Source organism: Segatella copri (genome assembly GCF_051861805.1).
GTDB classification, from domain to species: Bacteria; Bacteroidota; Bacteroidia; order Bacteroidales; family Bacteroidaceae; genus Prevotella; species Prevotella copri_M.
Window position 1 is genome coordinate 1,723,563 of the sequence record NZ_CP146520.1, and the last position, 15,396, is coordinate 1,738,958.

At 51.3% G+C, this 15,396-nt stretch carries 11 protein-coding genes, 2 tRNA genes and 1 pseudogene; 4 read left to right on the forward strand and 10 right to left on the reverse strand.

Annotated elements, in window-relative coordinates:
- Window positions 1-8: 8 nt before the first annotated feature.
- From V8Z93_RS06595 to V8Z93_RS06605, 3 genes are read left to right on the forward strand one after another with little or no spacing between them, the layout of a single operon-like run.
- Complete coding sequence (locus tag V8Z93_RS06595; RefSeq protein ID WP_439432747.1) at window positions 9-1,814, forward strand: chloride channel protein; 1,806 nt, start codon at window positions 9-11, stop codon at window positions 1,812-1,814.
- Between the two features lie 12 nt (window positions 1,815-1,826).
- Window positions 1,827-2,903: a methionyl-tRNA formyltransferase gene (fmt, locus tag V8Z93_RS06600; protein ID WP_439432748.1), complete on the forward strand. Its 1,077-nt coding sequence runs from the start codon at window positions 1,827-1,829 to the stop codon at window positions 2,901-2,903.
- A gap of 20 nt (window positions 2,904-2,923) precedes the next feature.
- The gene (locus V8Z93_RS06605) at window positions 2,924-3,496 is read left to right on the forward strand and encodes an L-threonylcarbamoyladenylate synthase (protein WP_217763770.1); all 573 of its coding nucleotides are present in this window, start codon (window positions 2,924-2,926) and stop codon (window positions 3,494-3,496) included.
- A 92-nt stretch (window positions 3,497-3,588) separates the two neighbouring features.
- On the opposite strand, the gene V8Z93_RS06610 is transcribed toward V8Z93_RS06605, so the two are convergent.
- The 10 genes and pseudogenes from V8Z93_RS06610 to rlmN all read right to left on the reverse strand — a co-directional run bounded on the left by V8Z93_RS06610 (window position 3,589) and on the right by rlmN (window position 11,393).
- Window positions 3,589-3,930 carry a hypothetical protein gene (locus V8Z93_RS06610; RefSeq protein ID WP_439432749.1) on the reverse strand — a complete coding sequence of 114 codons (342 nt, stop codon included), beginning with the start codon at window positions 3,928-3,930 and terminating at the stop codon, window positions 3,589-3,591.
- A 212-nt stretch (window positions 3,931-4,142) separates the two neighbouring features.
- Window positions 4,143-4,218, reverse strand: a tRNA-His gene (locus tag V8Z93_RS06615).
- Between the two features lie 32 nt (window positions 4,219-4,250).
- Window positions 4,251-4,326, reverse strand: a tRNA-His gene (locus V8Z93_RS06620).
- 74 nt (window positions 4,327-4,400) lie between these two features.
- A complete protein-coding gene (gene secG / locus V8Z93_RS06625; protein WP_203040821.1) occupies window positions 4,401-4,817 on the reverse strand; it encodes a preprotein translocase subunit SecG in 417 nt (138 codons plus the stop codon).
- A 67-nt stretch (window positions 4,818-4,884) separates the two neighbouring features.
- Window positions 4,885-5,703, reverse strand: a complete 819-nt coding sequence (locus V8Z93_RS06630) for a tetratricopeptide repeat protein (protein WP_439432750.1) — start codon at window positions 5,701-5,703, stop codon at window positions 4,885-4,887.
- 44 nt (window positions 5,704-5,747) lie between these two features.
- A complete protein-coding gene (lptE, locus tag V8Z93_RS06635) occupies window positions 5,748-6,269 on the reverse strand; it encodes an LPS assembly lipoprotein LptE (RefSeq protein ID WP_203051378.1) in 522 nt (173 codons plus the stop codon).
- On the reverse strand, window positions 6,266-7,678 hold the full coding sequence (locus V8Z93_RS06640) for a sigma-54 interaction domain-containing protein (RefSeq protein WP_439432751.1): 1,413 nt from the start codon (window positions 7,676-7,678) through the stop codon (window positions 6,266-6,268). The genes lptE and V8Z93_RS06640 overlap by 4 nt, the downstream gene beginning before the upstream one ends.
- A 377-nt stretch (window positions 7,679-8,055) precedes the next feature.
- Window positions 8,056-9,144 (reverse strand): annotated as a pseudogene (locus tag V8Z93_RS06645) (PdxA family dehydrogenase); the annotation flags it as partial.
- Between the two features lie 6 nt (window positions 9,145-9,150).
- Window positions 9,151-10,101, reverse strand: coding sequence for a DUF4837 family protein (locus V8Z93_RS06650; RefSeq protein WP_439432752.1), 951 nt, complete (start codon window positions 10,099-10,101; stop codon window positions 9,151-9,153).
- A gap of 218 nt (window positions 10,102-10,319) precedes the next feature.
- Window positions 10,320-11,393, reverse strand: coding sequence for a 23S rRNA (adenine(2503)-C(2))-methyltransferase RlmN (gene rlmN, locus V8Z93_RS06655; RefSeq protein ID WP_439432753.1), 1,074 nt, complete (start codon window positions 11,391-11,393; stop codon window positions 10,320-10,322).
- A gap of 136 nt (window positions 11,394-11,529) precedes the next feature.
- Between rlmN and V8Z93_RS06660 the strand changes: the two genes are divergently transcribed.
- Entirely contained in the window at window positions 11,530-15,387 is a 3,858-nt protein-coding gene (locus tag V8Z93_RS06660) for a DUF4922 domain-containing protein (RefSeq protein ID WP_439432754.1), read from the forward strand.
- The last annotated feature ends 9 nt before the right edge of the window (window positions 15,388-15,396 follow it).

A 15,396-nucleotide genomic window follows, 5' to 3' on the forward strand; every position in this document is an offset into this window, starting at 1 on the left:
GCATGGTAATGGATGAAGAGTTAACAGGATACAAACAAAGCAGGACGGCGAAGCTGGTTGCCTGGCAGAAGAAACACATCTCTGACAAGCAGATGACTCTGATTCTCGCCTTCCTCATCGGTCTGCTCGCTTCGGTGGCAGGCTTCTTCTTGCATGCCATCGTACACGAGATACAGTATCTGCTCACTTCGGGATTCGAGAAGGGTACCTATAATCTGCTCTTCCTGCTCTTCCCTATCGTGGGCATCTACCTCACGTCGCTGTTCATCAAGTATGTGGTGCGCGACAATATCTCGCATGGTATCACAAGGGTACTTTATGCCATCTCCACCAAAAACTCCCGACTCAAGGGGCACAACTGCTGGTCGTCGGTGGTGGCATCAGGCATCACCATCGGTTTCGGTGGTTCCGTGGGAGCCGAGGCACCTATCGTGCTCACCGGTTCAGCCATCGGTTCCAATCTGGGACAGATTTTCCGCATGGATAAGAAGACCATGATGCTGCTGGTGGGATGTGGAGCCAGTGCCGCCATTGCAGGCGTGTTCAAGGCGCCGATAGCCGGACTGGTGTTCACCCTCGAGGTGCTGATGGTAGATCTGAGCATGGCATCGCTCTTGCCTATCTTGATTTCGTGTGTCACAGCCACCTGTTTCACCTATATATTCGATGGCGACAGTTCGCTGTTCGAATTCACGCTCACCAACCCATGGGAGCTGGATCGCACCCCGGCGTGCATTCTGCTGGGTGTATTCTGCGGACTGGTGAGTCTGTATTTCATGCGCACCATGTCTATCTGCGAGGGCTTTTTCGGCAAACTGGGTCAGTATCCATACGCCAAACTGCTGTTTGGAGGACTCATCCTCAGCACGCTCATCTTCTTCTTCCCGTCGCTTTATGGCGAGGGCTATTCTGCCGTCAATATCCTGCTCAAGGGCAGCAACGAGGCAGAGTGGGGGCAGGTGATGAACCGTTCGCTGTTTTCGGGTCAGGATAATCTGCTCATCTTCTACATAGCGTTTGTCACCTTTACCAAGGTATTTGCCACTTCGGCAACCAATGGTAGTGGCGGTTGCGGTGGAACCTTTGCGCCTTCGCTGTTTATCGGCGGTTTTGCAGGCTTCCTCTTTGCCCGCCTGTGGAATGTCTATCAGGTAGGCGTGTATGTACCGGAGCAGAATTTTGCACTCATGGGCATGGCGGGCTTGATTACGGGCGTGATGCATGCGCCGCTAACGGGCATCTTCCTCATCGCCGAACTCACGGGCGGCTATCAGCTCTTCATGCCGCTGATGATTGTGTGCATCTCTTCGCTGCTCACCATCAGCATTTTTGAGAGCCACAGCATCTACGCCCTTCGATTGGCCAGAGAGGGCAAGTTGCTCACCCACCATGTAGACCGTTCGGCGCTTACGCTGATGAGCATGCAGAGCATGGTTGAGAAGGATTACCATCCTATCAGTCCCGATCTGCCGATGAGCAAGCTGGTGAGCGAGATTTCAAGAAGTAACAACAACTTTGTTCCGGTGTTGGATGATGCCGGTGTGCTGAAGGGCGTGATAGATATCACCCGTCTGCGCCACATCATCTTCCGCACGGAACTGTATAATCACTTCAAGGTGAGCCAGTTGATGATTCAGCCGTCGGCAACCCTGGGCGAGAACGAGCGCATGGACGAAGTGATGGATAAGTTCGATAAAACCGATGCCGCACAGCTGCCAGTGGTAGATGTCAACGGCGTGCTGAAGGGCTATATCAGCCGCACCAAGATTTACGAGGTATATCGCAAGATTGTGGCGGATATGTCGGCTGAATAAAATTTTGAAAAAATGGAGAAGAAAGATTTAAGAATCATATTCATGGGAACCCCGGAGTTTGCGGTGGAATCCCTCAAGCGCCTGGTAGAGGGCGGATATAACGTGGTGGCTGTGGTTACCCAGCCCGATAAGCCTGTGGGCAGACATCAGGACACGCTGCAGCCATCTCAGGTCAAGCAGTATGCGCTTTCGCAGGGCCTGCCAGTGTTGCAGCCGGTGAAGATGAAAGACCCTGAATTTGTGGAACAGTTGCGCAGCTATCAGGCCGATTTGCAGGTAGTAGTAGCCTTCCGCATGCTGCCGGAGGTGGTATGGGCGATGCCTAAGTATGGCACCTTCAATGTGCATGCCGCCCTGCTTCCACAGTATCGTGGTGCAGCCCCAATCAACTGGGCAGTGATCAACGGCGAGAAGGAGACGGGTGTCACCACCTTCTTCCTAGACCACGACATCGATACCGGTCGCATCATCATGCAGAAGCAATTCCCTATTCCGGAAGAAGCCAATGTGGAGTATGTATATGATGGCCTGATGCATCTGGGTGCCGAACTGGCACTGGAAACCATCGATGCCCTGATAGCAGCCGACGGCAACATTGCATCCATTGCCCAGGAAGAACTGATGGGCGAGGGCGTGGAGCTGAAATCAGCCCCAAAGATTTTCAAGGACACCTGTCGCATTGATTTCCACAAGCCAGCCAAGCAGGTTCACGATTTCGTGCGTGGTCTTTCGCCATATCCTGGAGCCTGGACGGAGATCAAGAAGAAGGCACCAGTGGTTATCTTTGAGGATACGGATGGCGAGATGCCAGAGGCTACGTCTCATCCTGCGCAGAAGAAGAGTGTGGAGAAGGTTCAGGTGTTGAAGATTTTCAAGACCCAGCAGTCTGAAGAACCTCGTGGCGCAGCACCAGTAGGTTCTTTGAGAATCTTCGAGAAGAAGTTACAGGTAGCGTGTCTTGATAATTGGCTCAACATCCAGGAGCTGCAGCTTTCGGGCAAGAAGCGCATGGATGCCGCCGCCTTCCTCAACGGCATGAAGGACATCGCCTATTACGAGTGCCAGAAGAGCCAGGAAGATAATTTTTAATTCATAGTAATCATAGTAATATGACCAGAGAAGAAGATATTAAGAATGCAGTGGAATGCATGCGAAAGGGTGGAGTGATTCTCTATCCTACAGATACCGTATGGGGCATCGGCTGTGATGCCACCAATCCGGAGGCTGTGAAGAAGGTGTACGAGATTAAGAAGCGTGATGATTCCAAGGCGCTGATTTGTCTCATTGATTCAGCTGACCGCATGGCGCGTTATTTCCGCAACGTGCCTCAGGTGGCGTGGGATTTCATTGATGCAGCGATGCCGGTGAAGCCTACCACCATCATCCTGGATGATGCCAATGGTGTGGCTCATAACCTGGTAGCCGAGGATGGCAGTCTGGCGATGCGAGTAACTTACGAGGAGTTCAGCAAGCAGCTCTGCTACCGTTTCCAGAAGCCTATCGTGAGCACGAGTGCCAATGTAAGTGGCGAGCCGGCAGCCCAGAACTACCGTGACATTTCCGAAGAGATTCTGAATGCCGTGGATTACGTATGCTGGACCCGTCGCCAGGAGCACAAGCCTCACCAGCCATCCAGCATCGTAAAGATTGCGAAGAATGGTGAAGTGAAAGTAATTAGATAAGGTTCCGCCAGGCGGATATAAAAAAAGAGGTGCGTCGCAAGTCTTTCTCTTGCAATGCACCTCAATTTTTTAACCTATAATGATGCTATCTTCTACAGATGGAAATCAATTTCCTTGAGCCATGCCTTGGTATCAAAGCAAGGACACTCCTTCTTGACACCAGGCAAATCGCGATGGCCCAGAATGGTGGTCTTGTAGATGCCGCCCTTGCCCACCAGAATCAGCATCGACTGGTTCACGTAGTGAGGATTCACCCATAGCTTCTGCACACTGGTATGGATGCCCTTCAGGTCCATCTTCATCCAGATGGAGTGCAGGATGTCGTCGCTCACATCGGTATACTTCCGGTACTTGGCATCCTTCACCATGCGGCTCATCACCTGATACTTGCCGGTAACCATGTTGTGAACGAACTCGTAGTTCTGATTGGTCAATGAATCTGGGTATATATTATATATTTAGGTTTGTTATTACATTTTCGTTTGCAAATATATGGCTTTTTTAGTAAACTTGTATGTGTAACTACTTTGCACCCTTATAGAAGTGAGTACTCACGTGGATACATCGCCAACACCCGTTAGGCGCTCGGCGGAAATAAACGCAAAAAAGAGGAAAGCAATTCTGCTTTCCTCTTTTTAAATGTTCAGGGTGGAAGGTGGGACTCGAACCCACGACATTCAGAACCACAATCTGACGCTCTAACCAACTGAACTACGTCCACCATTTGATTTTTTATGTTTGCTTAAAGAAATGTGGGTGGAAGGTGGGACTCGAACCCACGACATTCAGAACCACAATCTGACGCTCTAACCAACTGAACTACGTCCACCATTTTTTAAGCGAGTGCAAAGGTACGGAAAAAATTTGGTTCCACCAAATATTTCCGTACTTTTTTACATTTTTTTTATTTTGCAGGGCTGCTTGGAACTACAGGAGCTGCTTTTTCTGCTGCTGCAGGGGCTGCTTTCTCTGCACCGGCTGCTGCTGGAGCTGCCTTCTGAGCACCGGCTGCTGCATCCTTGCTGGCACCTGGCATAGCAGGAAGAGCGGTCTGCTCCTGGGTAGCACCCTCCATTACGCTGCTCTCGCCCACAGCCTGTGGAGCTACGTAAGCGCAAGCTACGCTGATTACTACCATCAGACCGGCAAGGGTCCATGTAATCTTTTCTACTACATCGGTGGTCTTGCGAACACCCATGATAGAGTTAGTTGAAGAGAAGTTAGATGCCAATCCACCTCCCTTTGACTCCTGGATCAGAACGATGAGTACCATCAAGATGGATACCAGGACGATCAATACTACAAATAATGTGTAAATCATTTTTTTAAAACTAGTTTTATTATTATTATTTATTTTCTTTTCTTTTTCAGATTACTGAATGCAAGTTCTATTTCTTCTTTTTCTCATTGAGCATCAGTTTTTCCAGGAAGCGGAGCTGGTCTACATAGAACGCACTCTTCTGTGGATGCTGCTTGTACAGGCGGTCAATAATCTGATAGGCCCGCTCGTACTTGCCCTGCTTGATGTAGATTCGGGCAAGGGTCTCCGTAAAGACACCACCGTTTTCAGAGGCAGCTTGGGTTTCGGAAGAGTCTGCTTCTGCAGTTTCCTTCTTCTCCTCCATCTCTTCCTTTTCCTCCTTTTCTTCCTTCTTCTCCATCATCTCGCTCTCCTGATCCTCCTCCTCCTTATCCTTGTGGAGCTTGAATCCGCCTTCTTCTATGAAGTCATCGATGAGGGCGATGGTTCTTGATGGCTGCTCGTGCTCGGTTTCCGTCTCTGTCTCCATCAGATAGGCCACGTAGTCAACGGCGGCATCGGCAGGGGTAGGCTTGCGCTTCTCTTCCGGTTCCTTCTCCCTTTCCTCTGCTTCGGTAGGGATGGAGTGGAGGAAGTGGTCGATGAGACTGCTGGTGCGGTCGCTCTTCGGCTTGCCTTCCACTGCTTCGTGGCGGTTTGTGTTCTGGCTCTTGAGCTGATAGTGGGCTGCCTCTACCATCTGGAAGATGACCTTGCGGTCGGAGATGTAGATGGCGGCACGGCGCAGTTCCTCGTCGAAGTTCGGGTCGTGGAGCAGGTACAGGTTCTGCAACATCAGAAGGCGAGCCGTCTGATAGTACGGATAGAGGGCCAGGAGGGCGCGCAAATCATAGAGCGTCTCCCGGTTCATTTCCTCAGGATGTTGTATCAATCTGTTTAGTTCCACGATATTATTAACTTTAAACTATAAACTATTAACTCGAAATTCTACTACCAGTTTGCCACTGTGGCGTTGAAGATCTGGTCAACCAGGTCTTTTACCATCTGCGTTACCAACTCTTCCTGCACAGAGGCGAGGCTCTGGGTGGTATCGTAGGTCTTGGCAGAGGTGAACTGGCGCTCGAAATCCTCGTTGTGGTTCTTGGTGTTGGTGAAGCGTACGTTCACCGTGATGCTCAGCTCGGTCTGGGCTGAATATCCCTCGGCACTCACCGACTTGTTGCGCTGTGAGTATTGGGTAATCTCGCCCTCTATCTTCAGGTCGCCATTGCGGCTCACCTGGCGGAGCTGGGTGTTGCTGGCAAACTTATCCTTCAGTTCGTTGTTGAACATCGGACCCATCGGACCCCATACATAGGAGCTGCGGATAGGGAAGTCGGCCAACTGGATGGTCTTGGTCGTGGTGTAGTTGATGCTGGCACCGTTGAACTTGTAGCTCACGGAGCAGGCTGCTGTGACACCCATCACCAGGACGATGCCTATTATATATATGTACGCGCGTAGATGCTTCATAAATTGTATTTTTTAATTCTTCTGTAGAGCGTTCTGTCGGAGATGCCCAGTTCCTCGGCCGCCTTCTTGCGGTTGCCATTGTTGCGTTCCAGGGCGCGCTCTATCATCTGTCGGCTCAGTTCATTGAGGTTGAGCGATTCGTTCTCGCTCTCATTCTCATTCTCCATGTCCTTGATTTCCTCTGCCTCGATATCCTCGGCATCCCGTCTTGGTTCGGCATAGATTCTGCCTTCCTGCAGATTGCCGAAATCGGAAGGGTAGTGAGGTTCAGGCATTCCCGAAACCGATGGGGATGTGATTCCCGAAACCGGTGTTGGCATTCCTGAAACCGATGGGGATGTGATTTCCGAAACCGATGCTGGCATTCCTGAAACCGATGGTACGCCTGAAACCGTGGCTGGAGGCATTCCTGAGATGTTTTTCGGATGGCTGAAGCCATTGGCTCCGCTGAGTCCCCGAGCTTCATCTAGCTGGTCGCGCAGCGATTTCATCTCTCTTCGCAGGTCGCTCACGTTGCCCCTGAGTTCGTAGAGAATCTTGTAGAGCATCTCGCGCTCGCTTTCGTAGCTATGCTGCTCGTTTCCGGCTTGCGGAATGGTGGCGAGCTGGGTAGTTTCCTCATCTCTTGGGATGAACTGCGAGAGGGTTTCGAGATTGATTTCCCTTTCCCGGCTCAGCACTGACATCTGTTCGGTGATGTTCTTGAGCTGTCGCACGTTGCCTGGCCACTTATATTTCAGCATGAGCGCCTTGGCATCCTCGGTGAGTGAAATCTTAGGCAATCGATATTTCTCAGCCATCTGCATTGCAAAGAGACGGAAGAGCAGGAGGATGTCGTTGCCACGTTCACGCAGCGGAGGCATCTGGATAGGGATGGTATTCAAGCGATAGTAGAGGTCTTCGCGGAATTTTCCCTCGCTCACTGCCTTGCGCATGTTTACGTTGGTGGCTGCCACAATTCTCACATCAGTCTTTCTGATTTCGGTGCCGCCCACACGGATGTATTCACCCGTTTCGAGCACACGCAGCAGTCGGGCTTGCGTCTGTATCGGCAGTTCACCCACCTCGTCGAGGAAGATGGTACCCTTGTTGGCGATGCCGAAATATCCTTCGCTTTCGCCGATGGCTCCGGTGAAGGAACCTTTCTCATGACCGAAGAGTTCGCTGTCGATAGTTCCCTCTGGGATACTGCCGCAGTTGATGGCGAAATATCTTTCGCGTCTTCTCGGCGAGTTATCGTGAATGACTCGTGGGATGATTTCCTTACCCACACCGCTCTCTCCGATGATAAGCACGGAAAGGTCGGTCGGTGCCACCTGCAGGGCGACATCGAGAGCACGGTTCAATCCGTCGCTATTTCCGACGATATTGTAGCGTTGTTTTATTTTCTGTAGTTCAGAATTATCCATTTAGCTGCCAAAATTACACATTTTTTTTGAATTAACTGCCTTTTTTGCCCAAAAAGTGGGTATAATAAGGTAGAAAATAGGCGAAAATGTGATATTTCGCCTATTCTCTACGTATTTCGAGCCTATTCTGCTGGTTGTGGAGCAGGCTGTTCTGCTGGCTTCTGGGGAGCTGGCTGCGCCTGCTTTTCGGCAGGATTAGGCTGCTGTGTCAACTTTTTGTCAGTCTGCTGGGCAGGCTGAGGGGCGTTGTTGTTGGCATTACCATTGTTGCCACCATTGTTATTGCCGTTGTTTCCCTTAGGGGCATTCTGCTCGTTGTTTCCCTTGGTGCCGTTCTGCTTGTTTCCGCCCTTTGGAGGAAATGGGGAAGGAACGTGCTTCTTTGGGATGGAGAAGCGAACCTTCTCGCTCTCGTCACGCTTCTCGTGGTAGAGCTTTGGCAACGGGTTCTGGTAAGTCTCTTCGCAGGTTTCGCGATGGCGGAAGGCATCGAGTGCCAGGAAGATGGCGTGGCGGAACGAGATGGCATCTGCCTCGTTGTAGCCTGCCATATAGTAGCATGGGGTGGTGTTGGCTGCTGTATGGATGATAGGGAGACCAGCGGTATAGAGCACGCCATCCTCGTTGAAGAGGGAGTGGAATGGTACGGCTGCCTGGTCGTGGTACATCGCCATGACGCCATCGAACTCGTTGTAGTATCCGTTGCCGAAGAAATCGTCGGCTGGGTAAGGACCGAATGCCTGGATGCCCTTCTCGGCGAGTGCATCGATGGCTGGGATGATGATGTTGCGCTCCTCGGTGCCGCAGCTCTGTTCCTCGTTGATGCTTGGGTTGAGGGCGAGCACAGCGATGCGTGGGTTGGTGAGGAGGAAGTCGCGCTTCAGGGTGTGCCAGAGCAGGGTGGTTTTCTCCACGATGCTTTCCTGGGTGATTGACTTGGCCACCTGGGTGAGTGGTGTCTTGCCGGTGACGGAGGCAATGCGCAGGTCGTCGCCTACGAGCAGGCTCAGGGCATGGCTGCCGTCGCCCAGACAGGTTTCGATGTAGTCTTTGTGATCCACGAAGGTGTAGCCTTCAATCTTGATGTTCTGACTGCTTACCGGGGCTGTGACGAGCACATCGTAGAGACCGTCGCGATAGTCGGTCATGGCACGGTCGAGTGCCTTGACTGCTGCTGCTCCTGATTCCGGAGTAGGCATACCCATATCCACCTTCACTTCCTCTTCTACGGCAGCGAGGAGGTTGATTCTTCCATCCTCAGCATCTTCAGCTTTCTGGATGATGGAGAACTGGGCTGGCAGGTTCATCGCCTTGCGATAGTAGGCTGCCACTTTTGGCGAGCCGTAGATGATAGGGGTGCAATACTCCAGCATCTCCGGTTCGTTGAATGCCTTAAAAATGAGTTCATATCCGATACCGTTGGTATCGCCGTGGGTGATAGCCACTTTGATTCTTTTGTTGTCCATGAAATTTTATTTTATAGTAGAAATCGCAGCTTCGAGCTGCTTGATTAATATTTTCTTTTTCATTTCGGGTGCATAGACAAAGGCGATGATGTAGAGGTTATTATGAATGCGACGCATCACATAAGGGCCTCCCATGGCATCCCCTTTCATCTCCCAGAGTCCTCTTTCTGAGAGATGAGGAATCACCATATACATGCTGTCGGTTTCACCCGGCATATTGGTTCGGAGAATGCTATCAATCAAAGCCTTGTCATTTACATGAAAAGCATTTGAATTCTTCATTCTTCGTTCTTCACTCTTCACTTTCCCTTTTCCTGCTCTTCGTTCTTCACTCTTCACTTTCATTACGAGCAGGTTCTGCATGCCCGAACTGGCGTTGTTCGAGATCCAGATGAAGTCTTTCGCCTTTTTGCTGGCGTTCATCGCTGCAGGAATCTTCATGTCGATTCCGAACATCTTTTTGATTTCGTCTTGCATCTCCCTGTTTTGTTTGCTGGGGTTACCGGAGATGATATCTGCCAGATGTTTCAGTTCCACTTCATCCACGATGTGGCGGAGTTTCTCGCCATTAAGCCTTTCCCGCAACTGCTGTGCCGATTGGGCGGTTATGCGAATGATATTCTGTGGCGCTGCATTCTCGTCGTGGTGAAGTGTGACGGAGAAATCCCGTTCTCCGATATTCACGACGATTCGGGTTCTTACGAGCAGATAGTTCCCCCGGGTCTTGCCCTTTTTCACCTGAATCAGTCGGCAGAGTGGTTCGGGTTGGGGCAGTCCTGTCACATCCTCCGTCAGCATCTTGGTCACGATGCTGTCGGTATCTCCCTCAAGCACCACCTCGTAAGGCATTCCCGTGCTTTTGGGCAGTTTCCCATTTCGTCCTCCTGTGCTGCAGCTTGCCAGGAAGAATAACAGGAGGCAGCCAGCAAGAAGAGTCTTTAAAGATTCTCTAACCATTTCTTTCCTGGTTTTGTATAAAGCCAAGCCAGAAAGCTAACTGCAATTACTAAGTAACCAGTCATTGTCAACGCTAAGTATTCCATATCTTGGTAAATCTTATTGCTTTTCTAACCACTTTTTTCCAGATTTTGTATATAGCCAACTGACGAGGGAAACGGCGGCAATGGCAAAAACCATTAATGTAAATGTGAATGTATCCATATTCACCTCCTTTCTTATCCCTTGCCATGCTTCTGTTCCTCATCCTCGTGCTGTCGGATTTCTCCAATCTTCTTCGAGGTGCTGAGCAAGCCGCAGGCGGCGTAGATGTCCTGGCCGCGGCTGGCACGGATGGTGGTGAAAACACCATGCTGGGTGAGGTAATCACGGAACTGCTCCATCTTTTCATCGTTCACACCCTGCAACGGGATGTCGGGAATCTGATGGAAACGGATGAGATTGAAACGGCAATCCAGACCCTTCACCAGCTTGATGATGGCCTTGGCATGCTGCATGCTGTCGTTCACTCCCTTGAACACGATGTACTCGAAACTCAGGCGGCGCTGATGGGAGAAATCGTAGTTCTTCAACAGCTCCACCACCTGCTCGATACTCATGCCCCTTTCGGCAGGCATCAGTTCGGCACGCTCCGATGGAATAGGGTCGTGCATCGAAATCGCTACATGGCACTCGCTCTCTTCCAGGAATCGCTTCAACTTGTTCTTCACGCCCACAGAACTTACCGTGATGCGCTTCGGACTCCACGCCCAACCGTAATCGGCGGTGAGAATCTCGGTGGCACGAAGCACATTGTCGAGATTATCCATCGGCTCGCCCTGTCCCATGAACACGATGTTGGTGAGCTTATCCACCTCAGGCAGCGAGTAAATCTGGTTCAGGATGTCACCGGCAGGCAAACTCCCCTCGAATCCCTGCTTTCCGGTCTGGCAGAAGAGGCAGTTCATCTTGCAGCCCACCTGCGAAGAGACGCAGAGCGTGGCGCGGTCCTTATCAGGAATATACACCGTTTCCACGAACTTTCCGCTTCGGGTAGGGAAGAGATACTTGATGGTACCATCCACAGAATGTTGTGCGTCAGAATATTCTGCGCATCCTATTTCGTATTCGGCAGCGAGTTTCGCACGGTTGGCCTTCGAGATGTTGGTCATCTCATCAATGCTCTTCACATGCTGCTCATAGAGCCACTTCGCCATCTGTCCGCCGGTGAAGGCAGGCATGCCGAGATCCTTAGCCACCTGCTTCAATTCGGCAAGTGTAAGGCCCAAAAGATATTTTTTTTCATTATTCATACTGCAAAGATAGTGTTTTTTGCCGAAAAAGTGTTATCTTTGCCACATATTTTAAGATAATAAGTTGAAATAAAGATAAAAATCATGGTTTCGAGCTCCCAAAAGGGGCGAAAAACAGAAAATAAGTAATAAAGAAATGAGAGAAAAAATAGACCTTTTCTTGCCATGTGAAGACCTGGAGGTGGCCCAAGAAGCACTCGGAGAACTTCATGACAACAAGACTGTTCAGCATATCAACCTGATGGTGAGCGCCGATTTCGCTGCCCACCACCAGGTGCCAGACGGCTGTACCTTCGTGGTTATCGACCGACTGGAGAGTAGCAACACCGTGGAGAGCATCGCCGAAAATGCCGATGCCGACTTCGTGATGATCTGCACCAAGACCACCCCTATCAGATGGGGCCTCTATGCCTTGGAGCGATTCCTGCGCACGGCGGATGATACCGCGGCGGTGATGGTTTACTCCGACCACTATTCGCTGGTGAAGGATGATGCATCTTCAGAAAAAGCATCTTCCGAAGTGGATGTATCTGATTCGGAAAAAGTATCTAGTAAACTGGAAAAGCATCCTGTGATTGATTATCAGCAGGGTAGTTTGCGAGATGACTTCGATTTCGGAAGCCTCTGGCTCGTCAAGGCGCAGGCGCTGCGCAACTATATCGCCCAGCAGGATAGACAGGAATATCAGTTTGCCGGTCTCTACGACCTGCGTCTCTATCTGAGCCGTGTGGGAGAGATTTTCCATCTGAATGAGTTCCTCTATACCGAGAACGAACTGGATAACAGAAAGAGTGGCGAAAAGCAGTTTGACTATGTGAACCCTAGAAACCGTGAGGTACAGATAGAGATGGAAAAGGCTTGTACCCAGCATCTTAACAAGGTGGGTGCCCTGGTAGATACCAGCTACTACCGTCTGCCTGATTTCGACGAACAGGAGTTTGAATACGAGGCTTCGGTGGTGATTCCGGTGTTTAACCGAGAGAAGACCATCGCCGATGCCGTGAAGAGTGCTTTGGCGCAGAAAACGGATTTCAAGTTTAACGTGATTGTGGTGAACAATCATTCTACGGATAAAACCGGAGAGATTCTAGATGAAATAGCAGATGACCGTTTGATTCAGATAGTTCCTGATAGAAAGGACCTGGGTATCGGCGGCTGCTGGAATGTAGCTATCAACAGCGACTATTGCGGAAAATTCGCCGTGCAGCTGGATAGCGACGACCTGTATTCATCTCCTGAAACCCTTCAGAAGATAGTGGATGCCTTCTACGAGCAGAAGGCGGCGATGATGATTGGCGCCTACCGCATGTGCGATTTCGACCTGAATATCCTGCCTCCGGGACTCATCGACCACAAGGAATGGACCGAGAATAACGGTTGCAACAACGCCTTGCGTATCAACGGCTTGGGAGCGCCACGTGCCTTCTTTACCCCGTTGGTACGACAGATGCAGTTCCCTAACACCAGCTATGGTGAGGATTATGCCCTGGGACTGGCTTTCTCTCGCCGCTATCGCATCGGCAGAATCTACGACGAGCTGTATCTCTGCCGTCGCTGGGGAGGCAATTCGGATGCCGCCCTGAGCATCGACAGGGTGAATGCCAACAATCTCTATAAAGACCGTCTGCGCACCATGGAGCTGATGGCCCGCAAGCAGATGATGCAGGGCAAGGCGGATATCATGGAAGACAGCAGCATCTCCAGATTCTTCAACCGACAGTTGGAGAAATGGGCTGATGCCCGCCATCGCTTCCGCGACCTGAAGCATGTGGAAACCCGCCAGCTCTCGGAGTTAATCAAGCTGCAGTGGAACCCTGCCCGCATCGTGAGCACGGGAGCCAAGATAGACAGGAAGACCCTGGGCGAGCGCCCTTGTTTCCTTTGCGACCGCAACCGACCAAAGGAGCAGATGTCGCAGCAGATAGATGAAAACTTCCATCTGCTGGTGAATCCGTTCCCAATCCTTCCGGTGCATTTCACCATTCCGGCCCGCAAGCATCAGTATCAGGCCATCTATCAGAACTATGGCGAGATGCATCGCTTCCTCTCGCTGCATAGCGAACTGATGGTGTTCTATAATGGTCCGAAGTGTGGTGCCTCTGCCCCAGATCATCTTCATTTCCAGGCGGGTACGAGCGGCATCCTGCCGTTGCAGGCCAACTGGCAGCGCCTTTCGCGCAATCTTACCGACATCATCTCTCTGAACGATGAAGAGAAGATAGCCGTGGTTCACGACTTCGTGGTTCCTGCCTTCGTCATCATCTCGAAGAGTGAGGAGAGCGACGAGATGCTTTTCCACCGTCTTTACAAAGCCATGCCGCTGCGTGGGGGAGAAACGGAACCGATGATGAACATCGTGGCTTGGAGAAAGGGCGATGAATTCATCTCGGTGGTGATTCCGAGAGAGAAGCATCGTCCGGAGGCTTACTTTGCCGATGGCGATGCCCAACTGATGGTTTCGCCTGGAGCCCTGGATATGTCGGGACTCATCATCACCCCAAGAGAGGAGGATTTCAGAAAACTGACCGATGAGCGTGCCGAGGCATTGCTGCAGGAATGCGGAGTGAGCCAGGAGAAGATGAACAGTATCGTAAGCAAACTGAAGGCGGCAAAGGAGGCAGAGGATTCCATTCTGGCTACATCTGCCCTATATAATAATGAGGAGGAACCAGAGGTTACCGTGGGCATCGTGAGTGCCCAGAAGGTGCATTTCTCGCTGAACAAGCCTTATCTGGCGAAGGGTGAAATCGTGATTGGCGAGCAGGAGGTGGAGTTCTTCGAGGGAGGTATCATGTGGAACGGCAATCTTTACAGTAAGCTCACCTTCCATCCGCAGAGCGACGATGCCTCGTTCTCTATCAGCGACGTGACCATCGGCGTGAACTTCCACTGGGAGCGCAAGGAGACGCAGACCTTCCTGGGTGCCCTCCGCTTCGTGGTGGAATCGGATAAAATCTATGCCATCAACGAACTGCCGGTGGAGCGTTATCTGGAGAGTGTAATCAGCAGTGAGATGAGTGCCACATCGAGCCTAGAACTGCTGAAGGCACATGCCGTGATTTCACGTTCGTGGCTGCTGGCGCAGATGCAGAAGCGCAGAGAGGTGGCTGAGAGCGGCAACAATTTCTTCTCGTTCACCAAGAAGGAGGATATGCTGATTCGCTGGTACGACCGTGAGGACCACACTCTCTTTGACGTTTGTGCCGATGACCACTGCCAGCGCTACCAGGGCATCACGAAGGAAACCTCGCCACATGTTGCCGAGGCTATCAGACTGACCCGTGGCCAGGTGTTGCTGGATGGCGGCGAGATTTGCGATGCCCGATTCTCGAAATGCTGCGGCGGAGTAACTGAGGAATTCCAATACTGCTGGGAGAATACGCCGAAGAACTATCTCACGGCAGTGAGAGACATCGCCTTGGGAATATCGGGAACAGAAAAGGCCCCTCTTCCTAATCTTACCAATGAGGATGAGGCAGAGAAGTGGATCCGCTTCAATCCGCCTGCTTTCTGCAACACGCAGGATAAGAAAATCCTCTCGGAGGTGCTGAACGATTACGACCAGGAGACCGTGGATTTCTATCGCTGGAAGGTGACCCTGACCCAGGAGAAGCTGCAGCAGCTCATCGCCGACAAGCTGAAGATGGACTTCGGTGCCATCCTCGACATGAAGGCGGTGGAAAGAGGAACGAGCGGCCGTATCAGCAAGCTGCAGATTATCGGAACCGAGAAGACCTTCACCATCGGTAAGGAACTGGAAATCCGCCGTGCCCTGAGCGACTCTCATCTTCTGAGCTCTGCCTTCGTGGTAGATAAATATGATGCAGATGAAAACGGTGTTCCGCAGCGCTTCGAACTGATTGGCGCCGGATGGGGACACGGAGTAGGACTCTGCCAGATTGGTGCTGCCGTGATGGGCGAGGAGGGCTATCTCTATGATGCCATCCTGCTGCACTACTATCAGGGAGCAGAAATCAAGAAACTTTATCAATAATGTAGTAAG